The following is a 25,864-nucleotide window of genomic DNA, read 5'->3' as shown; positions in this document are numbered from 1 at the left end:
AATGAAACTCGCAAGCTTTATTTATAAAGGTCAACGCAGCTACGGCATCGTGAAGGCCGAGGGTGTGGTGAATTTAGGTCGCCGTTTGGGTGACCGCTACAGCGACCTTAAAGCGCTGTTACAGGGCAACGGCATGGCAGAAGCCACGCGTTATCTCAACGATGCCGTTGACGTACCGATGGATGCGATCACCTTTTTACCGGTGATCGAGCATCCAGAAAAAATCCTCTGCGTAGGCATGAACTACGCCGAAAAACGCCAGGAGTTCGATCAGCATAATCCGGCCCCAACTTTGTTTGTCCGCTTCCCGGACTCTCAGACCGGACACAACTCCCCGGTGCTGAAACCGCGTCACTCCAGTGAATTCGATTACGAAGGCGAACTGGCGGTGATCATCGGTAAAGGCGGGGAAAACATCAGCCGGGAAGACGCTCTGCGCCATGTGGCGGGTTACAGCTGTTACATGGATGGCTCAGCGCGTGACTGGCAGCATACCTGGTTTACCGCAGGCAAAAACTGGCGACAAACCGGCGCGTTTGGTCCGTGGATGGCGACCGCTGATGAAATCCCCGATCCGCACACGCTTGCGATTCGTACCTGGCTGAATGGCCGCATGGTGCAGGAAGACAACACCAGCAGCATGATCCACAAAGTCGCGGAGTTGATCGAATACATCAGCACGTTTACGCGCTTAAGTCCGGGCGATGTGATCATCACCGGATCGCCTGGCGGCGTGGGTAAAAAACGCAATCCGCCGCTGTTCATGCAAGAGGGCGATCGCATTGAAGTGGAGATCGAAAATATCGGTCATCTGAGCAATGTGATCATGGAAGCGCCAGCACAGTTGCTGACGGCTGCGCACTAGGTAAGACGCCATGGACAGACACTCCGCCATCGATTTCCGCCTGACCGACGTGGCGCAACATCCGGAACGCTTAAGCCAGATTCGCTATCTGCTGGCGGACAGCGGCCTGGGGCTGGACAACGACATCAGCCTGTTTGTGGAGGCGTGGTCCGGTACGCAACTGGTGGGATGTGCGGGTCTCGCCGCAAACGTCATCAAATGCGTGGCCGTCGATGAGCAGCTGCGTGGCGCGAATTTGAGCGCGCGCCTGCTGGCTGAAGTGGAGAATGCCGCGCTCGCGCGCGGCCATTTCCACCTCTTTCTGTGTACGCGTCCGTGCAACAAAGAGCGCTTTGCCCGGAGTGGTTTTTGGCCGATTGCTCAAAGCGGAAATAACGCGGTCCTGCTGGAAAATACCCCGCAGGGGATTGAGCGCTACTGCCGCTCGCTGCGTGGCCTGCAGAAACGGGGTGAGAAGATTGGCGCGATTGTGATGAACGCCAACCCCTTCACCCTCGGGCATCGTCATCTGGTGGAGCAGGCGGCTCAGCAGTGCGACTGGCTGCATCTGTTTGTGGTACGCGAAGACGCGTCATTCTTCTCGTTTCGCGATCGTCTGAAGATGGTGCGCGCAGGAGTGGCCCATCTGTCGAACGTATCCGTTCATGAAGGATCGCAATACATCATCTCGCGCGCCACTTTCCCGGCCTATTTCCTCAAAGAGAGCGGCAAAGTGCAGCAGGCGTGGAGTGAAATCGACGTGCTGATTTTCCGTGATTTTATCGCGCCCGCGCTGGGGATTACCCATCGGTTTATCGGATCAGAACCGTTTTGCGATATCACTCGCCAGTACAACCAGACGCTGCATCAGCTGCTCACTCCGCAGATTGAAGTGGTGGAAATGCCGCGCATTAAGGCCACCGGAAATGCTATTTCGGCATCGGAAGTGCGCCGTTTACTCAAGACACAGCAGTTTTACCGCATTCGGGAGATTGTCCCGGAGTCCACTTTCGCGCATCTCGAAGCGCACTACAGCGCACGTGCGGAAGTCGCATAACTATCAGGAATTTATCATGAAAATTGTAAGGGAGGCGCTGGCCGGAACGCAGGAGTCCAGCGACCTGATGGTGAAAATCGCCCCCGCCGACGGCGAGCTGGAGATTGTCATCCACAGTGAAGTGATTAAGCAGTTTGGCGATCAGATTCGCCAGGTGGTCAATGAAACGCTGCACGCGCTGGAGGTGCGTCAGGGTTTGATCATCGTTGAAGATAAAGGGGCGCTCGACTGTGTGATCCGCGCCCGCCTGCAAAGCGCGGTTCTGCGCGCGGCTGAAGCACAGCCTATCGACTGGAGCAAAATGTCATGAACAAACTCCGTCGCAGTATGCTGTTCCTGCCTGGCGCGAACGCCGCCATGCTTTCGACCGCATTTATCTATCGTCCTGACTCCATCATGTTTGACCTCGAAGACGCCGTCGCGCTGCGCGAGAAAGATACCGCGCGTCTGCTGGTGTTCCACGCTCTGCAGCATCCGATGTATCGGGATATCGAAACCGTGGTACGCATTAACCCTCTGAGCACGCCGTTTGGTCTGCTGGATCTTGAAGCCGCCGTCCAGGGTGGCGCGGATGTGATACGTCTGCCAAAAACCGATACGCCGGAAGATATCCATGAACTGGAAGGCCATCTGGAGCGCATCGAACGCGAGTGCGGTCGCGAGGTGGGCACAACCCGCGTGATGGCAGCCATTGAATCGGCGATTGGCGTTATCAACGCCGTGGCAATTGCCCGCAGCACGCCGCGTCTGATCGGCATCGCGCTGGCGGGTTTTGATTATGTGATGGATATGCAAACCGAACGCGGCGACGGTACCGAGCTCTTTTACGCTCGCTGCGCCGTGCTGCATGCCGCACGCGCGGCGGGCATCGACGCGTTTGACGTGGTGTGGTCAGACGTCAACGACGAAGCGGGATTCCTGCGCGAAGTCGAACTGATCCGCAAGATGGGCTTTAACGGCAAATCACTGATCAACCCGCGCCAGATCGATCTGCTGCATAACGCTTACGCACCAACCCAGCAGGAAGTGGATCACGCTATGCGGGTGATCGAAGCGGCAGAAGAGGGCGCGCGCAACGGCCTGGGCGTCGTGTCGCTCAACGGCAAAATGGTGGATGCCCCGATTATTGACCATGCCCAGAGAGTGCTGGAACGTGCAGCGGCCTCCGGCGTGCGTCGCTAAGGATGACAAATGAATCAGACTGAACTTCTCCATGTGAATTTCCCCCATCTCAGGGGCTTAACACCGTTTGATAAGGCCCACAGCGCAACGCCCTGGCTGGCTGACGTCGAAGCAAAGCATCAGCGTAAGCTGTGCGATTCCGTAGAGGACGCGGTGAAACGCTGCGGATTGCAGGACGGGATGACGATTTCGTTCCATCATGCGTTTCGCGAAGGCGATCGGGTGATCAATAGCGTGGTCGCGCTGCTGGCAAAAATGGGTTTTAAAAATCTCACGTTGGCTTCCAGCTCCTTGATGACCTGCAACGACGCGCTGATCGAGCACATCGAAAGCGGCGTGATTACTCGTATTTATACCTCCGGGATGCGCGGCAAACTGGCGGATGCCATTTCTCACGGTCTGATGGACGAGCCGGTGCAAATTCACTCTCACGGCGGGCGCGTGAAGCTGCTGCAGGACGGTGAGCTGAACATCGACGTGGCATTTCTTGGCGTGCCGTGTAGCGATGAGTTTGGCAATGCCAATGGGACACACGGGAAATCCAGCTGCGGATCGCTGGGCTATGCGATGGTTGATGCGCAGTTTGCCCGTAAAGTGGTGCTGCTCACCGAAGAGATCGTGCCGTTCCCGAATATGCCCGCCAGCATCGTGCAGGATCGGGTGGACTATATCGTGCAGGTCGACAGCGTCGGCGATCCGGCGAAAATCAGCGTCGGCGCGGCGCGCGTCACCAGCAACCCGCGCGAGCTGATGATCGCCCGCTTTGCGGCGGACGTGATTGAACACTCGGGTTATTTCAAACCCGGCTTCTCGATGCAGACCGGTTCGGGCGCAGCGGCGACCGCCTGCACGCGCTTTATGGGCGAGAAAATGGAACGCTGCGGCGTGACCGCGCGTTTTGCGCTGGGCGGCATTACCGGCAGCCTGGTCGATCTGCATGAAAAAGGGTTAATTGAAAAGCTGCTCGATACCCAGTGCTTTGACGGTCAGGCGGCGGCTTCGCTGGCGTGTAATCCAAATCACGTTGAGATTTCGACAAACGTTTATGCTAATCCCGGCAGCAAAGCGGCAAGCTGCGATCAGCTCGACGTGGTGATTTTAAGCGCGCTCGAAATCGACACGGATTTCAACGTGAACGTGATTACCGGTTCAGACGGTGTCATGCGTGGGGCGTCTGGCGGCCACTGTGACGTGGCCGCTGCCGCAAATCTCACGATTGTTGTTGCGCCGCTTTTACGCAGCCGCATTCCAACGGTCGTCAAACGCGTCACCACGCGCTTAACGCCGGGCGAGAGCATTGATGTGCTGGTGACTGACCACGGCATCGCGGTGAATCCGGCGCGCCCGGAAATCCGCGAACGGCTCGAAGCCGCAGGGTTAAAAATCGTTGATATCGAAGCGCTCTACGCACGGGCGATTTCGTTGACCGGCGAGCCGAAACCTATCGAATTTACCGATAAAATCGTCGGCGTGATCCGCTACCGTGACGGCAGCGTGATCGACACCGTCCGACAGGTGAAGGAGTAACATCATGACGATAGCGACACCCGTGCGTGCGGGTGTCAGCCTCGACGCGCTGCTGGCGGCAAAAGAAAACCGCGCGGCGCGACAGGCTGACTGGCTCACGCACTACCAACAACCGGTCATTTCCCTCACGTTAGTTACGCCGGGGGAAGTGAAAGACAGCCTGCGCTATCGCAACAGTATGGGCGTGGCGTTGCAGATGTGCGATCAGCTGCTGTGGGAACACCGCTGGCAGGTCCTCGACCGCCAGGTGCTGTGGCTGCCTACCGGGCCAGAAGCGCTGTGGTGCGTGGCCCATCAGGCACCGGAAATCAAAGCCCACTGCGCACAGCTGGAGCAGAGTCACCCGCTCGGCCGACTCTGGGATATCGATGTGATTTGCCCGACGGACGGGCATGTCGGGCGGCAATCGCTGGGTTCACATATGCGTCGCTGCCTGATCTGCGATGAACCGGCGCACGCCTGCTCACGTTCGCGTCAGCATCCGGTTGAACAGGTCGTGGCTCGCGTGGAGAAGATGATTGATGACTGGTTTGCTCGCGACTAAACCGCGCTGCGTCAGCGTGCCGGAGCTGGCTGAAGAGGCGCTCTGGCACGAACTTGAATTAACGCCCAAGCCGGGGCTGGTGGATAAGCTCAATAGCGGCGCGCATCGCGATATGGATCACGCGCTGTTTGTCCGCAGCATCAAGGCGATTGCCCCCTGGTTTGTACGTTTTGCCGAACTGGGGAGCGAACATGCGGAGAAAGCTGCAGCAGAGCAGCTACGTCTGATTCGCCCAATGGGCATCGCGTGCGAGCAGGCGATGTATGCCGCAACGGGCGGGGTAAATACGCATAAAGGCGGGATTTTCTCGCTGGGTTTGCTCTGTTTCACTGCCGGACGCGTGCGAAATGCGACGGCCGACACGCTGTGTTGTGAGATCGGTAACATTTGTCGTGGGCTGGTTGAGCGTGAACTTGCAGGCCGCAGCGGTATGTCGACGGCAGGCGAGCGGCAATATCAGCAGTTTGGTCTGACCGGCGCACGCGGCGAAGCGGAGAGCGGGTTCGCGACGGTGCGCAACGTACTGACGCAGTGGCAGGACGGCTCGCTTCACGAGCTGCTTCTGCGTCTGATGGCGGTTAATCAGGATAGCAATCTGGTGTCGCGCGGCGGAATGGACGGGCTGCGCTATGTGCAGAATTATGCACGGAATTTACTGACTCACGGTTGGGATAGCGAGGCGTTGATCGAGATGGATCAGGCGTTCATTACGCGGAATTTAAGTCCAGGTGGCAGTGCGGATTTGCTGTCAGTGGGATGGGTGTTAGGAGCAATGTCCCTCTCCCGTTAAGGAGAGGGATTTGAGCACGTTTAGTGCGCGATAGGCTGTGCACCCGTCGGAACGCGAACGTGTTTGTACTTGAACAAGGCAATGAAGGCAAAGAACAGCACCAGCGAGTAACCCGCGAAGATCAGCCACACTGGCTGCCAGTCGGTGATACCGTTAGTGGTGTAGGCTTCAACCACTTTTCCGCTCACCACGCCGCCAAGAATACAGCCGAAACCGTTGGTCATCATCAGGAACATACCCTGAGCACTGGCGCGGATTTCAGGCTTCACTTCTTTTTCGACAAACACCGAACCCGAGATGTTGAAGAAGTCGAAGGCGCAACCGTAAACAATCATCGACAGAACCAGCAGCACGGTACCGAATGCGCTTGGATCGCCATAGGCGAACAGACCGAAGCGCAGCATCCACGCGAAGATACTGATCAGCATAACGTTTTTGATGCCGTAACGGCTCAGGAAGAACGGAATGGTCAGGATAAACAGGGTTTCAGAAATCTGCGAAATCGACATCATCACCGAAGCGTGTTCAACGATAAAGCTGCCTGAGAACAGCGGATTGTTATCGAAGCTGTGCAGGAAGGTGTTGCCGAACATGTTGGTGATTTGCAGCTCTGCGCCCAGCAGCATGGAGAAGATAAAGAAGACCGCCATGCGTTTGTTTTTGAACAGCGCGAACGCGTCCAGACCGAGCATTGAGCTCCAGCTCTGCTGTTTCTGCTGGTTCGAGACCGGCACGTGCGGCAGCGTCAGGGTAAACAGCGCCAGCACCACAGACAGCGCAGCACCGATGTAAAGCTGCATATGGCTCAGTTCAAAGCCTGCGAAGCTCACGCCCCACATCGCCATGATAAAGCCGATAGTGCCCCAGATACGGATTGGTGGGAAATCCGTCACGATATCCATGCCCGCAGATTTGATGCGGTGGTAGGAGATGGTGTTGATCAAGCCAAGCGTTGGCATGTAGGCCAGCGAGTTGAGCAAGATAACCATAAACATCGCGCCAGGCGTGGTGACGCCGGCCGCCATAAACAGCGTACCTGCACCGACCAGGTGGCAAATCGCATAAAGCCATTTGGCGCTGATCCATTTATCCGCCACGATGCCCAACAGCGTTGGCATAAATACCGCCGCAATACCGAGCGAGCTGTATACCGCGCCAATAGACGCACCATCAAACTTCAGCGTCACAAACATGTAGGAGCCAAGCGTGGTTAGCCAGCTCCCCCACAGACAGAACTGCAGAAACGACAAGATTTTAAGCTGCAGCTTAAGGTTCATGTTACTTTCCTCACAATTGAGCGGGAGATATGTTGTTTTGTAAACATTCAGGGGTTTAATTTGATGCAATTCTACCAGCAGGGAACAATATGTTTTGTTACCTCCCGCAAAAAAATGCAATCCACATTAATTTGCAGTTTGGATTGTGATGCAAATAACATTTTCGTATGGATGGCGTGTGCGGTTTGATGCCCTCACCCTAACCCTCTCCCACAGGGAGAGGGAATCGGACCCCCGTTTCTCGCCCAGGGAGAGGGAATCGGACCCCGTTTCTCGCCCAAGGAGGGGGAATCGGACCCCGTTTCACGCCCAAGGAGGGGGGATCGGACCCCGTTTCTCGCCCAAGGAGGGGGAATCGGACCCCCGTTTCTCGCGCAGGGGGAGGGCATCTGGGCAACCCTCTCCGCGTGCGAGAGGGTTGGGTGACAGGACTAGCGGCGGCGGTAGTTCTTTTGCGCGGTATTCACTTTGTACAGATAGCGGCGGGATTCCCCAGACGGGTGGCGGGTGGTCAGCGTCTGGTAAACATCGCCCGGTGCCATGCTGTTAATGATGTTCGCGGCCTGCACTTTGTCGCTTGAGAACACGCGCAACACGCTGCCTGCGCCGCCGTTGTAAGCGGTAATCACTGCGTAACGACGTGACGTCGGGTTATCAATCCCGCCCAGATAGACATTGTTCAGCATCGCCAGATAAGCCGTGCCGGTATCAATGTTGCTCTGAGGATCGAACAAATAGCTGCGGCTCGGTGTGCCGGATTTGCCCTGCGAGCGGAATACGTCTTTCCCCGCGCTGTGTTGAACAACCTGCATGAGCCCTAACGCGTCGGAACGGCTGACGGCATACGGGTTGAAGGAGGATTCGGTTTGCATAATCGCCAGGATCAAGGATTCATCAACACCATATTTCCGCGAAGCCTGACGCACCATGCCAACGTATTTATGCGCACGCTTGTCGAGGTGGTTTGGTACCAGATTGATGGTGACGCTGTAGATGATTTTCAGGCCGTTGGCACGGCTCTTGAGGCGCGTTTGCAGCAGATAATCCGCAAACGTAGTGGCGCGTCCTTCCCAACGAATGGGCTGGCCGGTCTGATCGACGACCTGACCGTACAGGTACGGTTCTTTGGAGATGGTCACATCGTCGGCGTCTGAATAGAGGTCAATCGAGCCGGGATCGTCACCCATCAGCAGGGTTTTCACGATCGCCTGACGCAAATGCGCGGCCGGTTCGGTACCCGCGATGGTTTCGATCGTTATCGTACCGTCATCAAAGTTGATGTGGCTTCGGGTCTGGTAAGTGTCGGTATATTTAACGTAGTCCTTGGGTCCCGCGATCAGAACTTCGTTAAAACCCCAAATGTTTTCGATGTTATGGGCAAACTGCCCCATCAGAATGTCAAAACCGTTTGTGTCCTTTACCCAGGCTTCGTTATAGCTATCGCCTTTTTTACTGGAACAAGACACAAGCAACGGCGCAACAAGGGCTAGCGCTAATAATTTTTTCATCATTCCGGGACTGCGTGTTGTGTTTGCTAGAACGGCGGGGTTGTCCCCGCACGCTGTTATTTTTCTGGTGGCGTGTAGCCTTCGATGTGGACGTCTTTCCCTTCGAACAAGAAATTCACCATTTCTGCTTCAAGCAGTTTGCGGTGATCCGGGTTCATCATCGTGAGTTTTTTCTCGTTGATGAGCATGGTCTGTTTCTGCTGCCACTGCGCCCAGGCTTCTTTAGAGATCTCGTTAAAGATGCGTTTTCCCAAATCGCCCGGATAGAGCTGAAAGTCTTGCCCTTCAGCGTCGCGCTGCAGATAGGTACAAAAAATTGTTCTGGCCATACTCATTCCTCTTGATGTTTCCAAAGCTAAACCACTGCTCCGGCACGTAATTGTTGTAACAGGCGCTCCACCGGAGCGGCCAGCCCGACCGATGGCGGTTGCGCTAAGTTATACCAGAGACCCGTTCCTTCATCCATGCATGAGGCGAATGAGGACACGGGAAGCCACATTGGCACAATATCTAAATGAAAATGGCTAAAGGTGTGGCGAAATGCGTTAAGTTGCGTGAGATTATCGGCGCTAATGCCACGTTCTGCCAGCCAACGACGCAGCCCTTCTTCGGTTTCGAACTGTGGGAAACAGAATAATCCGCCCCACAAACCGCTCGGCGGACGCTGGGCCAGATAGGCATCATCATTATGCTGCATCAGCAACATATACCCGGTGCGCTCAGGAAGGATCTGCTTGGGTTTTTTACCCGGATATTGTGCCCATGAATGATTCGCATAGGCCACGCAGAGATTATTAACCGGACAAAGCTCGCACTTCGGTTTTGAGCGCGTGCACACGATAGCGCCCAAATCCATCATCGCCTGGTTAAAACGCTCAACCCCTTTCGCCGGGGTGACGGCTTCGCTGATTTCCCATAAACGCTTTTCGACCTCTTTTTTACCCGGCCAGCCATCCACCGCATAACAGCGAGCCAGCACGCGTTTCACGTTGCCGTCGAGAATCGGAAAATGTTTGCCGAGTGCAAGGGACAGCACAGCGCCAGCCGTGGATCGCCCAACGCCGGGCAGCGCTGCCACGTCTTCAAACGTTTCAGGAAATTTACCCTGATGCGTCGTTGCCACCTGTTGCGCGGCTTTGTGCAGATTGCGCGCGCGGGCGTAATAGCCAAGCCCCGTCCACAGGTGCAGCACTTCGTCTAAGGGGGCATTGGCGAGATCGGTGATTGTCGGGAAGCGCGTCATAAAGCGCTCAAAATAGGGGATAACCGTCGCGACCTGCGTTTGTTGCAACATCACCTCAGAGAGCCATACTTTGTACGGCGTTTTTTCAATTTGCCAGGGCAGGGTTTTACGCCCGTATTTGTCGTACCAGTCCAGCACCTGGGCTGAAAATTGAGAGGCATGCATGGTCATTGATTCACCTTATTTGGGACGCAGATTGCAGCACAGCGCCCTTCGACTGTAAACCGGATCTTTCCCATGCTTGCATACAAGGCTTAACTTTGGATAATGCCCGTTTCCCGAACACTCTCACAAGCAGACTACTCTTTTATGAAAAACGACGTCATTTCACCGGAATTTGATGAAAACGGTCGCCCGCTGCGCCGTATTCGCAGCTTTGTCCGCCGCCAGGGGCGCCTGACAAAAGGGCAGCAACACGCGCTGGATAACTACTGGCCGGTGATGGGCGTTGAGTTCAGCGAACAGCCTGTCGACTTCGCCGAGCTGTTTGGTCGCAACGGACCGATTACCCTGGAGATTGGTTTTGGCATGGGCACGTCGCTGGTGACCATGGCGAAAGCGCGTCCGGAGCAAAACTTCCTGGGTATTGAGGTTCACTCCCCGGGCGTGGGTGCGTGCCTGGCAACGGCGCATGAAGAGGGCATCGAGAACCTGCGCGTGATGTGCCACGACGCGGTCGAAGTGCTGCACAAAATGATTCCTGACAATTCTTTGAACATGGTTCAGCTCTTTTTCCCTGACCCATGGCACAAAGCACGTCATAATAAACGCCGCATCGTTCAGGCAGAATTTGCTGAGCTTGTGAAAAGTAAGCTAAAACTCGGCGGCGTCTTTCACATGGCGACCGACTGGGAGCCGTATGCGGAACATATGCTGGAAGTTATGTCGTCTCTGGATGGGTACAAAAACCTGTCTGAGAATAACGATTATGTACCGCGCCCGGATTCACGTCCGGTGACAAAATTTGAACAGCGTGGCCATCGTCTTGGTCACGGTGTATGGGACTTAATGTTCGAGAGGGTGAAATAATGGCAAACCGTAGCCGTCGTCTGCGTAAAAAGATGCACATCGAAGAATTCCAGGAAGTTGGCTTTTCTGTCGCGTGGCGTTTCCCGGAAGGCACCAGTGTAGAAACGATTGATAAGGAAGTTGACGCCTTTATCGATGAAGTCATCGAGCCAAATAAACTGGCGTTTGATGGCAGTGGCTACCTGTCGTGGGAAGGACTGATCTGCAAGCAAGAAATCGGTAAATGCACCGAAGAGCAGCAGGCACTTGTACGTAAATGGCTGGAAGACCGCAAATTCGAAGAGGTACGCGTCAGCGAACTTTTCGATATTTGGTGGGACTAACTAGCAAAGGGCCGGCACATGCCGGCCCGTTTTGTCTTGAGGGATTGATATGATGCACAAAACGCTGCTGGCTGTGGCACTGATGACAACCGCGTTGACGGCGCATGCGGAATACAAATGTGAAGTCACACCGCGCGACGATGTGATCCTGAATCCGCAAACCGTCCAGGTGAAAGGCGAAAACGGCAATCTGGTCATCACGCCTGATGGCAATGTGATGTTTAACGGCAAACAATATACCCTGAGCGCGGCACAGCGCGAGCAGGCAAAAGATTATCAGGCCGATCTCCGCGCCGCGCTTCCGTGGATTGACGAAGGTGCGCTTACCCGTGTAGAGAAAGGGCGCGTGGCGCTGGATAAGATCATCGCGAAAGAAGTGGGGGAGAATAGCAATATGCGCTCTCGCCTGACCAAGCTGGACGCGCAGCTGAAAGAACAGATGAACCGCATTCTTGAGCATCGTACCGATGGCCTGACGTTCCACTACAAGGCTATCGATCAGGTGCGTGCCGACGGACAAAACCTGGTAAATCAGGCGATGGGCGGTATCCTGCAGGACAGCATCAATGAGATGGGGGCGAAAGCCGTTCTGAAAGGCGGTGGTAACCCGCTGCAGGGCGTTTTAGGTAGCCTTGGTGGTCTGCAAACCTCCATTCAAAATGAGTGGAAAAATCAGGAAGCCGATTTCCAAAAGTTTGGCAAAGACGTGTGTAAGCGCGTGGTAACACTTGAAGATAGCCGGAAGGCGCTGGTGGGATCGCTGAAGTAAGATTTCTGCGCGCGTGGCCCCTCACCCCGGCCCTCTCCCCAATGGAGAGGGAGAAAAGTTTACCACTTCTACGCGAAAGAGTGGGTGAATGCGTTCCCACCTTCCAGCAGAAGAGATGACGAAAGCGTTCCCTCTCTCCCACAGGGATAGGACGAAATCGTTCCCTCTCCCTGTGGGAGAGGGTTAGGGTGAGGGCATCAGGCATTGAAGGTGCTCAAGAATAACGCTTAGCACACCCTCTTCATTCGATCTGAACTCGTTATTCCAGAACCGAATCACTTTCCAGCCATTGTCATTCAAAAATGCCGATCTGCGTTGATCATACGCAACGTCATCCTGATGCTGACCCCCATCCAGTTCCACTATCAGGCGCGCTTTAAAACAGGCGAAATCCACGATATATGCCCCAATCGGCATTTGGCGGCGAAACGTATAGCCAAAGAAGTGGCGATCTCTGAGCAAATACCAGAGGCGTGATTCCTCAGGTGTCATTTCAATGCGGAGTTGTTTTAATTTTTCCATCCCCACACTCTGCCAGCCTTTCGGTCAGCCAGCAGAGCGGGATGCAAAATCCTGAATCTGTCTTCAGGAATCGTCGGCGAGGAACAGCTCAAGAAGGGAGTTTAAGAACAGTTTCCCGTGTTCAGTAATCTGCCAGTACGTGTCGCACTCGGTCAGATACCCTTTCGCCAGCGCCTCATCAATCTGCGGACGAATAACGGATTCAGGCAGGCCCGTGTAACGCGCAAACTCTGCACGCGGTGCCGGTTCCAGCAAACGGAAACGGTTCATAAAGAACTCAAACGGTTTGTCTTCCACTTCCACATCATGCTGGCGTTCAAGGTAACGGCCTTCCATATATCCGCGCGGATGGCGCGTTTTGGCGGTGCGCAAAATGCGTCCGTCCGGGAAGGTGATTTTACCGTGTGCGCCACAGCCAATCCCCAAATAGTCGCCAAAGCGCCAGTAGTTGAGATTATGCTGGCACTGATAACCTGGTTTTGCATAGGCCGATGTTTCGTACTGCTGATACCCCGCCGCCGTCAGAATCTGATGCCCTTGTTCGAAAATATCCCACAGCGCATCGTCATCAGGCAGTTTCGGCGGACGTGAGCCAAACAGCGTATTAGGCTCAATGGTGAGCTGATACCAGGAGAGATGCGGCGGATTCAGCTCAATCGCCTGGCGCAAATCGTCAAGCGCCTCTTCCAGCGACTGATCCGGCAGGCCGTGCATCAAATCAAGATTAAAGCTCCGCAGCCCAAGACCGGTTGCCAGATGCGCTGCCCGCTTCGCTTCAGCTGACCCGTGAATGCGGCCCAGACGTTTAAGTTTTGGCTCGCTAAAGCTCTGCACACCGATGGAAATACGGTTGACCCCGGCACGTTGGTAATCGACAAAACGATCGGCCTCAACGGTGCCAGGATTCGCTTCCATGGTAATTTCTGCATCTGCTGCCAGATTCAGACGCGCACGCACGCCATCCAGCAGTGTCTGCATCGCCGGGCCAGAAAGCAGGCTCGGCGTCCCGCCACCAATGAAAATGGTCTTAACTTCACGTCCCTGTGCGTAAGATACGTCGGCATCCAGATCGCTTAACAGATGCTGAACGTAGTCGTCATGCGGCACTTCGCCTTTCAGCGCGTGTGAATTGAAATCGCAGTACGGGCATTTCTGCACGCACCAGGGGATATGAATATACAGACTCAGAGGTGGCAAATTAGCCATTACGTAATGCTTCCAGTAACAGTTTTAACGCGCGACCCCGGTGGGAAATCGCACTTTTTTCTTCGCGGGTTAGTTCCGCCGCGGTTTTGTCCTCAGACGGGACAAAGAAAATGGGGTCATAGCCAAAGCCGCCGCTGCCAGCAGACTCGCGAGCAATCACGCCCGGCCAGCTTCCGTGGCAGACAATCGGTGTTGGGTCTTCGGCATGACGCATATACACCAGCACACAGTGAAACTGCGCCTGACGCTGCGCATCCGGTACATCTTTTAGCGTTTCGAGCAGTTTTTCCAGATTCTGCTGGTCAGTCGCATCAACGCCGGAATAGCGTGCGGAATAAATACCCGGTGCGCCGCCCAGGGCATCAACCGCCAGACCAGAGTCATCGGCGATAGCGGGCAGGCCCGTCACCTGCGCGGCATGGCGTGCTTTCAGAATCGCATTTTCGATAAAGGTCAGACCGGTCTCTTCCGCGGAATCCACGCCCAACTCGGTTTGCGCCACGACGTCCAGGCCAAAATCATTTAATAGCGAGGCCAGCTCGCGCACTTTACCGGCGTTACCGGTAGCGAGAACAACTTTCTGCATGGTGTTTCCTACTCTGTCAGTGCCGCGACTTCCGTCGGGATGTTTTGCGGATTAAGGATTTTTACCTGTTTATGGCGTCCCAGCTCACCCTTTTCAATAATGACCTGACTTTTGGCGACGCGAAACTGTTTAGCCAGATATTTGGTTAAATGCGCGTTAGCCTGACCGTCAACGGGTGGGGCGGTAATGGCGACTTTTAGCTCGTCGCCATGCAATCCAACAATACTGTCACGGCTGGCTTTAGGCTGAATATACAGCCGTAAAACCAGCCCATCGGGACAAGTGCTCACAGCACTCATAGCGCCATCCACAGCCCCGGCAGCAGCATATTGCCTGTTGACTGTAACAGCTCAGCGATACCCATGTTCAGCACATAAAGCAGCAGCACCAGGATCATCGGTGAAAAATCGATACCGCCCATAGAAGGCAATAAATTACGGATCGGACGCAGCAACGGTTCGGTCAACTGAATCATCGCGTATTCAACCGGGCTGCGACCACGGCTTACCCAACTCATGACGGCCATCACCAGCAGCACCCAGAAGATCAGCAGACCAATGGTTTTCACCAGAATGAGCACCGCTGCGATCCAGATGATGGGCTGGAACGTGATCACCATAAACAGCACAATGGCTTTGATGACGCTGAGAATAAACGCCACCAGCATTGAGGCGCTATCAATTGGCCCCATCGGTGGGATGATACGACGCAGCGGGCCAATGACAGGTTGCGTAATTTTCACCACAAACTGCGAGAATGGATTGTAAAAATCACAACGGGCCCACTGCATCCAGACGCGTAACAGCAGCGCCATCGTGTACAGTTCAATGACCGTTGAGAGCAGGAAAGTCAACGTCTTCATGGCGTTCCTCAGGTTTCCTTATTATTGGGTGTAATCGCGCGCACCGAAAATTGCTGTGCCGATGCGCACCATCGTGCTGCCAGCCGCGATTGCGGCCTCCATATCGTCCGACATGCCCAGTGAAAGCGTGTCTACGGTAACGTAGCGTGCTTTAAGCGCTTCAAATGCTACAGCCATTTGCTGTGCCACGGCAAACTGCCTTTCATACTCTGTTTCTGGGGCGGGGATCGCCATCAGTCCCCGCAGGCGTAGACCCGGGAGTTCCGCGACCTGGGCGGCCAGCGCGTCAAGCTCAGCAAGCGTAATGCCTGACTTGCTGTTTTCGTCACTAATATTTATTTGAATCAATACGTTCAGTGGCGCTTTGCCAGCCGGACGCTGTTCACTTAAACGCGTGGCGATACGCAGACGATCGACGGTATGGCACCAGTCAAAATGCTCTGCCACCAGACGACTTTTGTTCGACTGCAAGGGACCAATAAAGTGCCATTGTAGACCCGTCATTCCTGTTTCCTGAAAATGACGAATTTTGTCCACACCCTCCTGAACGTAGTTTTCACCAAACTCACGTTGCCCTGCGGCAATAGCTTCTGCGATGGCGCTCGCAGGCTTGGTTTTACTGACTGCAAGCAGCGAAACTTCTTCTGAAGCACGGCCGCAACGTGTTGCTGCGGCTGAGATTTTCTCCCTGACCTGTGCCAGGTTATGCGCAATGTCGTTCATTTTCCGGGGAGTGTCGTATGGATATGGAAGAAATTGTGGCCCTTAGTGTAAAGCATAATGTCTCGGATCTACACCTGTGCAGCAATTCACCACCGCGCTGGCGTCGTTTGGGTCATCTTGAATCTGCACCTTTTCCCGCCCCGGATGTTCAGCTGCTCCTTAAAGCCTGGCTCAACGACGAGCAGGAGGGGGCATGGTGGGCGAATGGGCAGGTGGATTTCGCCGTATCGATGAACAGCGGGCAACGCTTGCGCGCCAGCGCGTTTAACCATATTCATGGCACCTCGATAACGCTCAGATTGTTGCCAGTGACCTGTCCAACGCTGTCAGAGCTTACGGCGCCTAAAGTCATCCCCGATCTACTTTCCAGTGACAACGGGTTGATTCTGGTCACCGGCGCCACAGGCAGCGGAAAATCCACCACGCTGGCGGCGATGGTGGATCATCTCAATAGCCATTGCGAGGGTCATATTCTTACTCTTGAAGATCCGGTGGAGTTTATTTATCAAAGCAATCGCTGTCTGATTCAACAGCGAGAAATTGGCCTGCACTGTCCCTCCTTTTCTCAGGCGCTACGTGCGGCATTACGTGAAGATCCCGACGTCATTTTGCTGGGCGAGTTGCGGGATAGCGAAACGATCCGCCTCGCGCTAACGGCCGCAGAAACCGGGCATCTGGTATTGGCGACGCTGCATACCCGAGGTGCGTCTCAGGCCATCGAACGGCTGGTGGATACTTTTCCTGCCGAGGAAAAAGATCCTGTAAGAAACCAGCTGGCGGGGAGCTTGCGCGCGGTACTGGCGCAAAAGCTTGAGCGCGATGCGCAGGGCGGGCGAGTGGCGCTTTTCGAAATGCTGGTGAACACGCCTGCATCCGCGAATCTCATTCGTGAGGGGAAAACCTGGCAACTGCCCGGCATCATTCAAACCGGGCAGCAGGCAGGGATGCAAAACTTTGACCAAAGCCTGGCCGAACGCAAGGCGCAGGGACGGCTCTAGCGCACGTTGAGCGCATAGACGGCGGGGCGTGCGCCCGCAGTGCCAAGGATCTCCAGGGTGATCGTTTTTGCGGTAAGAGGGGTGATGAAGCGATGTTCACAGACGGCGTGATGATTATGTTCAACGTAGGCAATCAGATTGCCATCAGCCCACAGCCGATACTGCGTAATGCAATGCGGGGTGATGGCCTGGTGATGGCCCATCTGCACCGTCTCCATCGCATTGTCGAAGTCATTATCCTGGATAAGTGTCAGAGACTGGATACGTTGTGGGGTTTCCCATGTCCAGACGACCCGTGGGGCAGGGTCATTGTCGGCGGGGATCCACGCGTTGGTTTGCTGCTCAGGGCGCAGACGGCCATTAAGCAGGTTATCAGGCACATAGCAGTGAAGCGGCGCATCCAGCTGCATGGCCGGGAAGATTTGATGCGGATGGCGGCGCGGCAGCCAGAAATCAAACTCTTCCACGCCGTAATCACCATCAGAAACCTGACGGGTCTGTTTTGCCACGCGTTTATTCAGGCTGTTAAACACGGTCATCAGGCCGGGCAAACGGGTTTCTGTGAGTGCAATATCAATCTCGTTGCAGGCATCGAAGATGACAAAAATGTATTGGTCGCGATCGCTGGTCCAGTCAAATGTGCAGCGGTATTCCTGTTCGCCATGGACGTCGATTGTCGTTGCGTCGTAATGGCATTCAGGCGTGAAGTTGCCTGCCTTTTCGCTACCGAACAGCGAAATTGTGAGGTGCCGTGGCATGCCGGCACGCAGACGAAACGTCATGGCAGGCAGCGTCTCGTCGCGTTTTATGGGCATCAGTATCGCCATCCGCGCCGCAAGCGGCAGCCATTCGCCGTTGGGTTCAAGCGAGGTCAGCACGTACTCACTACTGGTCGAGACCGTCGCGCCGAGTGCCGGATTGTCGAGCCACTGACGGGGGATATAACATCCGGTTTCCTGCAAATGCTGTTGAAGGTCACGAATACGATCGCGGTTAGCGAGCCTCTGAGGCGTCAGGTTATGCGTATGGCACAGCGCAGCGGCGCGACCAACGACTTCACCGAGCAGCCCGCAGGTACACATCACGCGGGCGCTGCCGAAGGCAACGTGCGAAGCAGAAATCAGTCTGCCTGTCAGGAACAGATTATCCAGCGAGCGGCTATACAGCGAGCGAAACGGGATGGTGTACGTGCCTTTGCTATGAAACTGTCGGCAGCCGTCGTGGGTGCTGTAAACACCGTCCGCCGGGTGCAGGTCAATCGACCAGCCGCCGTACGCAACCGCGTCATAGTGATCGCGCTGCTCGATGATGTCCTGCTGGCAAAGAATATGATCGCCGATAAAGCGACGGCTTTCTCGTTTCCCGGGGATGGCACCGACCCACTCAATCGTCAGATTTTCTGCATCCGGGAACTCGCCGGAGTTTTTAATATAATCCCAGACGCCCCAGACGATTTTCCACAACTCCCATTTGATCTCCTCACTCTGGTGGACGGTATCAAGACGTCCTCCCCACTCCAGCCACCACAGATCGCAGCCGTTAAGCGTCGAGGTCAAACGTTTATAGCGGGGGATCTCTGTGATGTCTTTGAGCGCAAACGAGGGGGCAACAAAGTTCACCGGCTCGGCGGTACGTTTGGTGTAGAAATAGATGGAGTGGCCAAGCTTATGCCCGAAGTGATCGCCGGGAGCCATTTTCTCACCCAGTTCATCAATCTCTTCTGCCCCTTCGCGATACTCCGCCCCAGCCAGAAAACCGAGCACGCCGTCCCCTGTCGCATCGCAAAACTGCGCGGCGCGCACCGTGTAAAAGGTTTCGTTGATGGCATTAAATGCGCTGACGGCAGTGATGCGCGAGCCGGTTTTCTCCACATCATAAACAGCGGTGTTCAGCAGCAGCGTCAGCCCTGGTTGGCTTCTCGCAAGATCAAGCAGAACCAGGTCGAACATCACCGGATTCCCCTCTTTATTGCGCCAGAGATTCTCCTCAAGGATCTCCCCCATGATGCCACCCTCGCGTGCCCAGCGATTATTATTGCCCATGTGCGACGTCGCGCCATTGGCCCAGAGGCGCACTTCGCTGGAGGCATTTCCTCCCAATACAGGGCGGTCCTGAATCAGGACGACATTCAGACCATCGCGCGCCGCTGCCAGGGCCGCACACAATCCGGCAAGCCCACCACCTGCGACCAGCAGATCGGCTTCAAGCGCCGAGACGGGAAAGGTTCTGGCATCATTTGGAGGATAGATTTTCATGACCTTGTATCCTTTTGAACTGGCGGTAGAATCGAGTCATACACTTCTTAAAAGAATGAGCGTTGCTATGTCATCACAACCGAATCAAAGCTTGATCGACGGCATTCGCTGTTTGCAATATCTGGTTTCCAGCGACCGTGCGATCGGGTGCCGCGAACTCTCACGCCTGATGGGCATCAATACCACGCGCGTAAACCGTTTGCTGATGACCATGGCGTCTATCGGCCTGACGATGCAGGACGATCAGCGTCGTTATCTGCCAGGGCCTGGGATCCACGCGCTGGCTGCCCAAGCCATTCGCGGTTCCGAGCTTTTTTCCCGCGCATTACCCATGCTGGAGCGCCTCGCGCCGCGCGATATCGTTGTCGCCCTGGGCGTTTTATGGGAAGACCAGGTGATTTACATCTGGCACTCTGTTCCCGGCAGTCCGACCAGCCAGGCGCTGGCCGGTTTTCACATGCTCCCGGCGTGGCAATCCGTTATCGGCATGACGCTGCTGGCCGCTGAAAGCGATGAACAGCTGATGACGCGCTTCACGGCGACACAGTGGAGTCATCTCGCGCCGCATATTGCGCAACAGCGTGAGCGCGGACACGTCATCTGGCAGCATGACGACGGTGAAGTATCTATCGCGCAGCCCGTCGGCGTTCATCAGGCTGCACTTGCTTTTGCGGGCATGTGGCACCCCGATGACGACACAATTCAGGCGCGCCTCACTGAACTCTCATTACTCAATGCTAGGCTGCTGGAAAAATCATAACTGCATATGTTTCTTTTATAGAAACACTGCTGATAATGCAAAAAGCAGTAGGGTGAAATGTGAACGGGATCGAGAGATAAGAAGATTTTGCCCGGCAGTGCGGGCAAATATGACGGGGTTAGAAACCCTGTTCGAAGAAACTTTCGAGGATGATGACTGCGGAAGCAGAGTCTACGCTGCCTTTATTCAGGGCACGGAAACCGCCATGTTCAAACAAACCGGCGCGGGCTTCAACAGTGCTGAGACGCTCATCGTGCAGTTTAACGACAGTCCCAAAGCGGCCATGGATCTTATTGGCAAACTTACGTGCTCGCGCCGTCAGCGGTTGCTCGGTGCCGTCCATGTTCAGCGGCAATCCAACGATCACGGCTTCGGGTTGCCACTCTTTGAGCAGACGCTCGATCAGCGTCCAGTCAGGTGTTCCGTCCTGCGCTTTAATCGCCGTAAGCGGGCGCGCAGTGCCAGTGATGCGTTGACCAATAGCCACGCCAATACTTTTCGTTCCAAAATCAAAAGCCAGAAGCGTTCCGCTCATTATGCGTGTCCTGCCACACCAGGCATGGTTTGAATGTCGATCCCAATCAGTTTCGCGGCATCGCGCCAGCGATCGGCAATGGGGGTTTTAAACAGAATGTTCAGATCCGCCGGGGCAGTGAGCCACGCATTATCAAGAATTTCCTGTTCCAGCTGGCCTTTCTCCCATGAGGAATAGCCCAGCGCCACCAGCACTTCGGAAGGTTGACCGTGCGTGCCTAATGTTTCCAGGACATCGCGTGACGTGGTGATAACCGTGTTGTCAGAAACGCGAATGCTGGAAGAAAACCCTGGTGGGGTATGCAGAATAAAACCACGATCTTCGGCCAGCGGGCCGCCTAACATCACCGGTTTATCAAGACGGATCTCTGGCGCGCGCTCCTCGGGGGTGATCTTAAGTTTTTCCAGAATGCCTTCGATTTGCAGGTTTTCGAGCGGTTTATTGATGATAATCCCCATCGCGCCGTCTTCACTGTATTCGCAGATATAAACTACGGAACGACGAAAAATGGGGTCCTGGAGAGCAGGCATGGCAATAAGAAAGTGATGCTGTAAATTCATTGTCAGAGGTTCTGTTTCCTGGTTTAAAAAGCAACAGCGCTCAGTATGGAGACAATTAAAAGCGCTGTCACTAGACACTTCACCCTGCATCGCCCTGGCGCGAAATCGAGGGTGAAGCGGACGAGGGGTGTGGCGAGTTACTGCTTCAGACGTTTTTCAATCGCGTCCATCAGCATGCCGGTAATGGACACCGGGAACTCGGCTTCGATTTCGCGGATACAGGTTGGGCTGGTGACGTTCACTTCCGTCAGGCGATCGCCGATGATATCGAGACCCACGAAAATCAGTCCTTTGGCTTTCAGCATTGGGCCGACGCGGCGGGCGATTTCCCAGTCACTATCGGTCAACGGGCGCGGTTCTCCACGGCCACCAGCTGCCAGATTACCACGGGTTTCGCCGCCCTGTGGAATGCGTGCCAGGCAGTAAGGAACGGGTTCGCCGTCGACCACTAATACGCGTTTGTCACCATCAACAATGGCAGGAATATAATTCTGCGCCATGCAGTAGCGCGTCCCATGTTCAGTCAGCGTTTCGGCAATCACACCCAGGTTAGGATCGCCTTCTTTCACGCGGAAAATCGACGCGCCGCCCATGCCATCCAGGGGTTTCAGAATGATATCGCCATGCTTCTGCCAGAAGGCTTTTAACTGCGCTTTGTTACGGGTGACGAGCGTGTCAGGCGTCAGATCGGAGAACCAGGCGGTGTACAGTTTCTCGTTACAATCGCGCAGGCTCTGCGGTTTGTTGACGATCAGCGTGCCTTTTTCTTCTGCGCGTTCAAGGATATAGGTGCAGTAGATAAATTCGGTATCGAACGGAGGATCTTTACGCATCAGGATCACGTCAAGTTCGGCCAGCGGCAGATCCTGCTCGGAACCAAACTCGTACCATTTATCGTAATTTTGCTCGACGTTAACGATGCGGGTGCGCGCGCGGGCTTCACCGTTGTTCAGATAAAGATCGGCCATTTCCATGTAATGGAGCTGATAGCCGCGACGTTGCGCTTCCAGCAGCATAGCGAAGCTGGAATCTTTTTTGATGTTAATGCTTGCGATGGGATCCATCACGATGCCGAGCTTGATCATCTTCTTCTCCATTAATGCGTTAACCCAGATCGCCAAAACGCACCTGTAGCGCGGTGATGGCCGTGAGTGCAGTAGTCTCAGTACGCAGAACGCGAGGTCCCAACAGAATATCAGTAAATTGATAACGCGCCGTCATTGCAATTTCGTCCGCTGACAGACCGCCTTCTGGGCCGATCAGCAGGCGTACACGCTCAACGGGCAGCGGCAGCGTGTTGATGCTGGCGCTGGCGCGCGGATGAAGATTGAGCTTAAGACCGCTCTCTTCTTCGGCACACCACGCTTCTAAATTCATCGGTGGGCGAATTTCCGGAATACGGTTGCGACCGCACTGTTCACACGCCGCAATCGCGATTTTCTGCCACTGCTGGATCTTTTTGTTCAGTCGTTCAGCATCCAGTTTAACGCCACAGCGTTCAGAAAAAAGTGGCGTAATGAGGCTTACACCCAGTTCGATCGATTTCTGGATAGTGAATTCCATTTTTTCGCCGCGCGACATCACCTGGCCCAGGTGAATATGCAGCGGTGATTCGCGGTCGTCGACCTCACCGCGCAGAATACTCACCTGCACGCTTTTCTTGTCTGCGCGGGTGATTTCAGCGTCGAAGACCTGATTGCTACCGTCGAACAGTTGTACCGCCTGGCCGACGCCCATGCGCAGAACGCGGCCTACATGATTGGCGGCATCATCAGACAGGGCAATTTCACTGCCTGCGGTAATCAGTTCTGGGTGATAAATGCGAGGGATGCGCATACTGTGAATTCCATGAAGGGTGCGGATGACGCCTCATTCCGCCTTTTAAGGATTGGGCGGAATGAGGGATCGACGCAAAATAGACAATTGCCGCTAGTGTAGGTTAGCTCTTTTGCGCCTGGCAAGCCCGCTGCACGTATGGGTTATGGTTCCCCTGAACTTTTGCAATGCGGTTGTCGCGCTCGCACTCCCAGTCAGTGACCGGATACTGCTTATCCCAGGCGTTAAAAAGCTGGGTTTGCTGGCGGGATAAATTCAGCGCATAACGGTCGCGCATATAGAAGTAGGTGCGAGCAATGCTGCCGCGGGCGCGAACGGGCGGCTCGGCGAGTTTCTCTTTGAAGTCGACTTTCATCGCGCATTGGCCATATTGGCCGTCGCCCCCGTTCCACTGACTGTACATAAAGTTGGCACGGTCGCCGTTGACTTCGCCAACCGCGGGCTGGAGATTGTGCATATCGCTTTCAATCTGGCGATAGACCGGGTCTTTGGCGCAGTTTTTACGTCCCCCGTCCTGCCAGCACTGGCGCTGATGGCCGAACTGCCAGGCCGGGACGACATGTTCCCATTCGATACGGCTGGCGCGGTTTTCATTTTTACGCACTTTATAACCGCACGATTCAAGATCGACGACCCCTTTTTTTCCCTGCCAGTTAATTTTGCAACCGCAGTAAAAATCACCCGGGACATCGGCATTAACCTTCACGCCTGCGGCTTTAGCTTGAGAAAAATTATTGATACCGTCGGCCAGCACTGGACCTGAAAGCACCGTCGCCAGAAACGCGACAGCGAAAGAAAAATTACGGGACATCATGAACTCCGTGTCAAAACGAGCCCGCAACGTAACGAAAGTTGTTCTTGTATGCAATCAGTCAGATCAGGAAAGTTCTTGAATGTTCAGATAACTATTCCGCGACGAGCGGTTCACCGCATTTTACACAGCGGTAGGTTGCTTCTCCGCGCACGACACGGTTATGACGGCGAACGGTCAACTGGTGCTGCTGGCACTGGCAGCGATAGGGAAAGGTATTGCGACGGACGGATTCTAGCTCGAATTGATGCGTGCGCCGTGCGGGAACGCCGAGCACAGCTTCCATCATCCATTTCCACTCTTTGCCGTGGGGAGCCACGCGGCCAAAATGCTTCCACACCAGCAGATGCGCCAACTCATGCGGCACCACTTCGTCAACAAACGCCTGCTGGTTTTCCATCATCAGGACCGGATTCAGGCGGATCTCGTACGATTCAAGCCAGGCGGTACCGGCGGAAGTGCCGCGCTGCTGATAGACCAGTTTGGGTTCAGGATAATTACGCCCCAGCTTCAGGTTGGCCTGGGCGAGTTTTTCCCGCAGGCAGCGCATGACGGCTTGCTGAAGGGCAATGGGAAGACGGGGTGTTTTCATAGGGGCAGAGGATAAAACGTGAGGCGGGGCGGTGCAAGAGGCTTCCTCCCTGTCGGGAGGAAGCCGGACGATCAGTCGTGCGCGCCGATTTCGCGAAGCTTACGACCTTTCATCAGGTTACGTTCGATATGTTCCAGAGAAACGTGTTTGGTTTCAGGAACCAGCCAGACCGTCAGAACAATGAAGAACAGGTTCAGCGCGCCATACACCCAGAAGGTATTGGCGTTGCCGAGCGTGTTCAGCATGGTCAGGAACGTTGCGCCGACAATCATGTTGGCGATCCAGTTGGTTGCCGTCGAGCAGGTGATACCGAAGTCACGGCCTTTCAGCGGCTGGATTTCAGAACACAGGACCCAAATCAGCGGACCCGCGCTCATCGCAAAACCAACGATAAACATCAGCAGCATGCCGACAGCAAAGTACTGAGCGGTTGGAGAGTCAATTCCGACATGCATCATCGTGCCTAACACGCCCATACCGACTGCCATCACCAGGAAGCCCAGCGTCAGGGTCGGTTTACGGCCCCAGCGGTCAACAAGCCCGATAGCAATAAAGGTCGCCAGCACGTTAGTTAAACCGACGATTACGGTGCCCCACATCTGCTCTGTGGTATTGGTGTAGCCCGCCAGCTCAAAGATTTTTGGCGCGTAGTACATGATGACGTTCATCCCGGTGAACTGCTGCATGACTTGCAATAGCACACCCAGGAACACCGCGCGACGGAAGTTGCTGTTGTCTTTAAACAGCGCCCAACCGGACTGTTTGACCTTCAGGCTTTCACGAATTTCATCCAGCTCGTTTTTGGCTTCGGCACTGGTATCACGCAGACGCAGCAGGACGCGCTCGGCATCGTTGAAACGTCGTTTAGCCGCATACCAGCGTGGGCTGTCAGGCAGGAAGAAGACACCGATCAGCAATAGAATCGCGGGAATGATGATCACGCCGAGCATCCAGCGCCATGCGCCGCTATAGCTAAACGCCGTATCGGAAAGATACGCACCCAGGATACCGATGGTGATCATCAGCTGATACATCGAGATCATGCTGCCGCGAATTTTCTCCGGGGCGATTTCCGAAAGATACAGCGGGGCGGTATAAGACGCGACACCGACGGCCAGACCAAGCAATACGCGGGAGATAATCAGCACTTCGACGTTTGGTGCGGCAGCAGAGCAGAGCGAACCGACGACAAAGAGGATGGCACCAATCATCAGGCTCTTTTTGCGTCCCAGACGATACGAGAGCCAGCCGCTGCCGACGGCACCCACCGCGGCACCGAACATCATGGAGCTCACCACCCATTCCTGAGTGTGAGGGCTGATCTGGAATTCATCAGTGATAAAGGGTAACGCACCGGCAATCACGCCAATATCCAGGCCGAAAAGAAGTCCTGCCAGGGCGGCGAGGAAGCAGACAAAAAAAGTCATTGCCTTGTTGGACGTACGCCCCTGTTTTTTATTGTCAGGCATCATGCCCTCCAGTTGGGTTATCAGTTTTATTGATGAAAAGGGTAGGGGAGTGCGCC

30 protein-coding genes are annotated in these 25,864 nt (G+C 55.0%); 12 read left to right on the top strand and 18 right to left on the bottom strand.

Annotated elements, in window-relative coordinates; all coding sequences use genetic code 11:
* Position 1 precedes the first annotated feature (1 nt).
* From I6L74_RS04515 to citG, 7 genes are read left to right on the top strand one after another with little or no spacing between them, the layout of a single operon-like run.
* Entirely contained in the window at positions 2-865 is an 864-nt protein-coding gene (locus I6L74_RS04515; protein WP_059177552.1) for a fumarylacetoacetate hydrolase family protein, read from the top strand.
* A gap of 10 nt (positions 866-875) precedes the next feature.
* The gene (gene citC, locus I6L74_RS04510) at positions 876-1,901 is read left to right on the top strand and encodes a [citrate (pro-3S)-lyase] ligase (protein ID WP_059177553.1); all 1,026 of its coding nucleotides are present in this window, start codon (positions 876-878) and stop codon (positions 1,899-1,901) included.
* Between the two features lie 16 nt (positions 1,902-1,917).
* Entirely contained in the window at positions 1,918-2,211 is a 294-nt protein-coding gene (gene citD / locus I6L74_RS04505; protein WP_059177554.1) for a citrate lyase acyl carrier protein, read from the top strand.
* Positions 2,208-3,083 carry a citrate (pro-3S)-lyase subunit beta gene (gene citE, locus I6L74_RS04500; RefSeq protein WP_059177555.1) on the top strand — a complete coding sequence of 292 codons (876 nt, stop codon included), beginning with the start codon at positions 2,208-2,210 and terminating at the stop codon, positions 3,081-3,083. Before citD ends, citE begins: the two co-directional genes overlap by 4 nt.
* Before the next feature lie 9 nt (positions 3,084-3,092).
* A complete protein-coding gene (gene citF, locus I6L74_RS04495; protein ID WP_059177556.1) occupies positions 3,093-4,610 on the top strand; it encodes a citrate lyase subunit alpha in 1,518 nt (505 codons plus the stop codon).
* A 4-nt stretch (positions 4,611-4,614) separates the two neighbouring features.
* Positions 4,615-5,154, top strand: a complete 540-nt coding sequence (gene citX / locus I6L74_RS04490; protein ID WP_059177557.1) for a citrate lyase holo-[acyl-carrier protein] synthase — start codon at positions 4,615-4,617, stop codon at positions 5,152-5,154.
* Positions 5,132-5,944, top strand: coding sequence for a triphosphoribosyl-dephospho-CoA synthase CitG (gene citG, locus I6L74_RS04485; protein WP_059177558.1), 813 nt, complete (start codon positions 5,132-5,134; stop codon positions 5,942-5,944). Before citX ends, citG begins: the two co-directional genes overlap by 23 nt.
* 20 nt (positions 5,945-5,964) lie before the next feature.
* Here the strand turns inward: citG and I6L74_RS04480 are convergent, their stop codons facing one another.
* The 4 genes from I6L74_RS04480 to mutY form a co-directional block, all read right to left on the bottom strand.
* Complete coding sequence (locus tag I6L74_RS04480) at positions 5,965-7,221, bottom strand: nucleoside permease (protein WP_059177559.1); 1,257 nt, start codon at positions 7,219-7,221, stop codon at positions 5,965-5,967.
* Positions 7,222-7,652: 431 nt separating this feature from the next.
* On the bottom strand, positions 7,653-8,729 hold the full coding sequence (gene mltC / locus I6L74_RS04475) for a membrane-bound lytic murein transglycosylase MltC (RefSeq protein WP_059177560.1): 1,077 nt from the start codon (positions 8,727-8,729) through the stop codon (positions 7,653-7,655).
* A 56-nt stretch (positions 8,730-8,785) separates the two neighbouring features.
* A complete protein-coding gene (locus I6L74_RS04470; RefSeq protein WP_059177561.1) occupies positions 8,786-9,058 on the bottom strand; it encodes an oxidative damage protection protein in 273 nt (90 codons plus the stop codon).
* Positions 9,059-9,084: 26 nt separating this feature from the next.
* On the bottom strand, positions 9,085-10,143 hold the full coding sequence (gene mutY, locus I6L74_RS04465) for an A/G-specific adenine glycosylase (RefSeq protein ID WP_059177562.1): 1,059 nt from the start codon (positions 10,141-10,143) through the stop codon (positions 9,085-9,087).
* A 138-nt stretch (positions 10,144-10,281) separates the two neighbouring features.
* Here mutY and trmB point away from each other — a divergent pair, with 138 nt between their 5' ends.
* The 3 genes from trmB to I6L74_RS04450 are packed head-to-tail and all read left to right on the top strand — an operon-like array spanning position 10,282 to position 12,093.
* The gene (trmB, locus tag I6L74_RS04460; RefSeq protein WP_059177563.1) at positions 10,282-11,001 is read left to right on the top strand and encodes a tRNA (guanosine(46)-N7)-methyltransferase TrmB; all 720 of its coding nucleotides are present in this window, start codon (positions 10,282-10,284) and stop codon (positions 10,999-11,001) included.
* On the top strand, positions 10,998-11,324 hold the full coding sequence (locus I6L74_RS04455) for a YggL family protein (RefSeq protein ID WP_095283305.1): 327 nt from the start codon (positions 10,998-11,000) through the stop codon (positions 11,322-11,324). Before trmB ends, I6L74_RS04455 begins: the two co-directional genes overlap by 4 nt.
* A gap of 49 nt (positions 11,325-11,373) precedes the next feature.
* Positions 11,374-12,093: a YggN family protein gene (locus tag I6L74_RS04450; protein WP_059177565.1), complete on the top strand. Its 720-nt coding sequence runs from the start codon at positions 11,374-11,376 to the stop codon at positions 12,091-12,093.
* A gap of 183 nt (positions 12,094-12,276) precedes the next feature.
* Here I6L74_RS04450 and I6L74_RS04445 read toward each other — a convergent pair whose 3' ends face one another.
* The 6 genes from I6L74_RS04445 to I6L74_RS04420 form a co-directional block, all read right to left on the bottom strand.
* Positions 12,277-12,615 (bottom strand): endonuclease domain-containing protein, encoded by a 339-nt coding sequence (locus I6L74_RS04445; protein ID WP_059177566.1) that lies wholly within the window; start codon positions 12,613-12,615, stop codon positions 12,277-12,279.
* A 63-nt stretch (positions 12,616-12,678) separates the two neighbouring features.
* Complete coding sequence (gene hemW / locus I6L74_RS04440; protein ID WP_059177567.1) at positions 12,679-13,821, bottom strand: radical SAM family heme chaperone HemW; 1,143 nt, start codon at positions 13,819-13,821, stop codon at positions 12,679-12,681.
* Positions 13,814-14,407, bottom strand: a complete 594-nt coding sequence (locus I6L74_RS04435; protein WP_059177568.1) for an XTP/dITP diphosphatase — start codon at positions 14,405-14,407, stop codon at positions 13,814-13,816. The genes hemW and I6L74_RS04435 overlap by 8 nt, the downstream gene beginning before the upstream one ends.
* Positions 14,408-14,415: 8 nt before the next feature.
* Positions 14,416-14,706, bottom strand: a complete 291-nt coding sequence (gene yggU / locus I6L74_RS04430) for a DUF167 family protein YggU (protein WP_059177569.1) — start codon at positions 14,704-14,706, stop codon at positions 14,416-14,418.
* Complete coding sequence (locus I6L74_RS04425) at positions 14,703-15,269, bottom strand: YggT family protein (RefSeq protein WP_059177570.1); 567 nt, start codon at positions 15,267-15,269, stop codon at positions 14,703-14,705. Before I6L74_RS04425 ends, yggU begins: the two co-directional genes overlap by 4 nt.
* 21 nt (positions 15,270-15,290) lie before the next feature.
* Positions 15,291-15,992 (bottom strand): YggS family pyridoxal phosphate-dependent enzyme, encoded by a 702-nt coding sequence (locus tag I6L74_RS04420; RefSeq protein ID WP_059177571.1) that lies wholly within the window; start codon positions 15,990-15,992, stop codon positions 15,291-15,293.
* Positions 15,993-16,009: 17 nt separating this feature from the next.
* Here I6L74_RS04420 and I6L74_RS04415 point away from each other — a divergent pair, with 17 nt between their 5' ends.
* Entirely contained in the window at positions 16,010-16,990 is a 981-nt protein-coding gene (locus tag I6L74_RS04415) for a type IV pilus twitching motility protein PilT (protein WP_059177572.1), read from the top strand.
* Here the strand turns inward: I6L74_RS04415 and I6L74_RS04410 are convergent.
* Positions 16,987-19,245, bottom strand: coding sequence for an FAD-dependent oxidoreductase (locus tag I6L74_RS04410; RefSeq protein WP_059177573.1), 2,259 nt, complete (start codon positions 19,243-19,245; stop codon positions 16,987-16,989). The genes I6L74_RS04415 and I6L74_RS04410 overlap by 4 nt on opposite strands.
* 67 nt (positions 19,246-19,312) lie before the next feature.
* On the opposite strand from I6L74_RS04410, the gene I6L74_RS04405 reads away from it, so the two are divergent.
* Entirely contained in the window at positions 19,313-20,005 is a 693-nt protein-coding gene (locus tag I6L74_RS04405; protein WP_059177574.1) for an IclR family transcriptional regulator, read from the top strand.
* A gap of 118 nt (positions 20,006-20,123) precedes the next feature.
* Here I6L74_RS04405 and ruvX read toward each other — a convergent pair whose 3' ends face one another.
* The 7 genes from ruvX to galP all read right to left on the bottom strand — a co-directional run bounded on the left by ruvX (position 20,124) and on the right by galP (position 25,808).
* On the bottom strand, positions 20,124-20,540 hold the full coding sequence (gene ruvX / locus I6L74_RS04400; protein WP_059177575.1) for a Holliday junction resolvase RuvX: 417 nt from the start codon (positions 20,538-20,540) through the stop codon (positions 20,124-20,126).
* Complete coding sequence (locus tag I6L74_RS04395) at positions 20,540-21,100, bottom strand: YqgE/AlgH family protein (protein WP_059177576.1); 561 nt, start codon at positions 21,098-21,100, stop codon at positions 20,540-20,542. Before I6L74_RS04395 ends, ruvX begins: the two co-directional genes overlap by 1 nt.
* A gap of 137 nt (positions 21,101-21,237) precedes the next feature.
* Positions 21,238-22,185, bottom strand: coding sequence for a glutathione synthase (gshB, locus tag I6L74_RS04390; RefSeq protein ID WP_015960341.1), 948 nt, complete (start codon positions 22,183-22,185; stop codon positions 21,238-21,240).
* A gap of 19 nt (positions 22,186-22,204) precedes the next feature.
* Positions 22,205-22,936, bottom strand: coding sequence for a 16S rRNA (uracil(1498)-N(3))-methyltransferase (rsmE, locus tag I6L74_RS04385; protein ID WP_059177577.1), 732 nt, complete (start codon positions 22,934-22,936; stop codon positions 22,205-22,207).
* Between the two features lie 103 nt (positions 22,937-23,039).
* The gene (endA, locus tag I6L74_RS04380) at positions 23,040-23,747 is read right to left on the bottom strand and encodes a deoxyribonuclease I (protein ID WP_059177578.1); all 708 of its coding nucleotides are present in this window, start codon (positions 23,745-23,747) and stop codon (positions 23,040-23,042) included.
* A gap of 94 nt (positions 23,748-23,841) precedes the next feature.
* The gene (locus tag I6L74_RS04375; protein WP_015960338.1) at positions 23,842-24,339 is read right to left on the bottom strand and encodes a SprT family zinc-dependent metalloprotease; all 498 of its coding nucleotides are present in this window, start codon (positions 24,337-24,339) and stop codon (positions 23,842-23,844) included.
* A gap of 71 nt (positions 24,340-24,410) precedes the next feature.
* Positions 24,411-25,808, bottom strand: coding sequence for a galactose/proton symporter (gene galP, locus I6L74_RS04370; protein WP_059177579.1), 1,398 nt, complete (start codon positions 25,806-25,808; stop codon positions 24,411-24,413).
* Positions 25,809-25,864 lie beyond the last annotated feature (56 nt).

This window comes from Lelliottia amnigena (genome assembly GCF_019047465.1).
Taxonomy (GTDB): domain Bacteria; phylum Pseudomonadota; class Gammaproteobacteria; order Enterobacterales; family Enterobacteriaceae; genus Enterobacter; species Enterobacter amnigenus.
The sequence above is the reverse complement of the archived record's forward strand: the minus strand, read 5'-3'. Positions and strand labels throughout refer to the sequence as shown.

Coding starts and splice junctions, on each gene's coding strand:
- I6L74_RS04515 (WP_059177552.1), top strand. CDS start 2: ATGAAACTCGCAAGCTTTATTTATAAAGGTCAACGCAGCTACGGCATC.
- citC (WP_059177553.1), top strand. CDS start 876: ATGGACAGACACTCCGCCATCGATTTCCGCCTGACCGACGTGGCGCAA.
- citD (WP_059177554.1), top strand. CDS start 1,918: ATGAAAATTGTAAGGGAGGCGCTGGCCGGAACGCAGGAGTCCAGCGAC.
- citE (WP_059177555.1), top strand. CDS start 2,208: ATGAACAAACTCCGTCGCAGTATGCTGTTCCTGCCTGGCGCGAACGCC.
- citF (WP_059177556.1), top strand. CDS start 3,093: ATGAATCAGACTGAACTTCTCCATGTGAATTTCCCCCATCTCAGGGGC.
- citX (WP_059177557.1), top strand. CDS start 4,615: ATGACGATAGCGACACCCGTGCGTGCGGGTGTCAGCCTCGACGCGCTG.
- citG (WP_059177558.1), top strand. CDS start 5,132: ATGACTGGTTTGCTCGCGACTAAACCGCGCTGCGTCAGCGTGCCGGAG.
- I6L74_RS04480 (WP_059177559.1), bottom strand. CDS start 7,221: ATGAACCTTAAGCTGCAGCTTAAAATCTTGTCGTTTCTGCAGTTCTGT.
- mltC (WP_059177560.1), bottom strand. CDS start 8,729: ATGAAAAAATTATTAGCGCTAGCCCTTGTTGCGCCGTTGCTTGTGTCT.
- I6L74_RS04470 (WP_059177561.1), bottom strand. CDS start 9,058: ATGGCCAGAACAATTTTTTGTACCTATCTGCAGCGCGACGCTGAAGGG.
- mutY (WP_059177562.1), bottom strand. CDS start 10,143: ATGACCATGCATGCCTCTCAATTTTCAGCCCAGGTGCTGGACTGGTAC.
- trmB (WP_059177563.1), top strand. CDS start 10,282: ATGAAAAACGACGTCATTTCACCGGAATTTGATGAAAACGGTCGCCCG.
- I6L74_RS04450 (WP_059177565.1), top strand. CDS start 11,374: ATGATGCACAAAACGCTGCTGGCTGTGGCACTGATGACAACCGCGTTG.
- I6L74_RS04445 (WP_059177566.1), bottom strand. CDS start 12,615: ATGGAAAAATTAAAACAACTCCGCATTGAAATGACACCTGAGGAATCA.
- hemW (WP_059177567.1), bottom strand. CDS start 13,821: ATGGCTAATTTGCCACCTCTGAGTCTGTATATTCATATCCCCTGGTGC.
- I6L74_RS04435 (WP_059177568.1), bottom strand. CDS start 14,407: ATGCAGAAAGTTGTTCTCGCTACCGGTAACGCCGGTAAAGTGCGCGAG.
- yggU (WP_059177569.1), bottom strand. CDS start 14,706: ATGAGTGCTGTGAGCACTTGTCCCGATGGGCTGGTTTTACGGCTGTAT.
- I6L74_RS04425 (WP_059177570.1), bottom strand. CDS start 15,269: ATGAAGACGTTGACTTTCCTGCTCTCAACGGTCATTGAACTGTACACG.
- I6L74_RS04420 (WP_059177571.1), bottom strand. CDS start 15,992: ATGAACGACATTGCGCATAACCTGGCACAGGTCAGGGAGAAAATCTCA.
- I6L74_RS04415 (WP_059177572.1), top strand. CDS start 16,010: ATGGATATGGAAGAAATTGTGGCCCTTAGTGTAAAGCATAATGTCTCG.
- I6L74_RS04410 (WP_059177573.1), bottom strand. CDS start 19,245: ATGAAAATCTATCCTCCAAATGATGCCAGAACCTTTCCCGTCTCGGCG.
- I6L74_RS04405 (WP_059177574.1), top strand. CDS start 19,313: ATGTCATCACAACCGAATCAAAGCTTGATCGACGGCATTCGCTGTTTG.
- ruvX (WP_059177575.1), bottom strand. CDS start 20,540: ATGAGCGGAACGCTTCTGGCTTTTGATTTTGGAACGAAAAGTATTGGC.
- I6L74_RS04395 (WP_059177576.1), bottom strand. CDS start 21,100: ATGAATTTACAGCATCACTTTCTTATTGCCATGCCTGCTCTCCAGGAC.
- gshB (WP_015960341.1), bottom strand. CDS start 22,185: ATGATCAAGCTCGGCATCGTGATGGATCCCATCGCAAGCATTAACATC.
- rsmE (WP_059177577.1), bottom strand. CDS start 22,936: ATGCGCATCCCTCGCATTTATCACCCAGAACTGATTACCGCAGGCAGT.
- endA (WP_059177578.1), bottom strand. CDS start 23,747: ATGTCCCGTAATTTTTCTTTCGCTGTCGCGTTTCTGGCGACGGTGCTT.
- I6L74_RS04375 (WP_015960338.1), bottom strand. CDS start 24,339: ATGAAAACACCCCGTCTTCCCATTGCCCTTCAGCAAGCCGTCATGCGC.
- galP (WP_059177579.1), bottom strand. CDS start 25,808: ATGCCTGACAATAAAAAACAGGGGCGTACGTCCAACAAGGCAATGACT.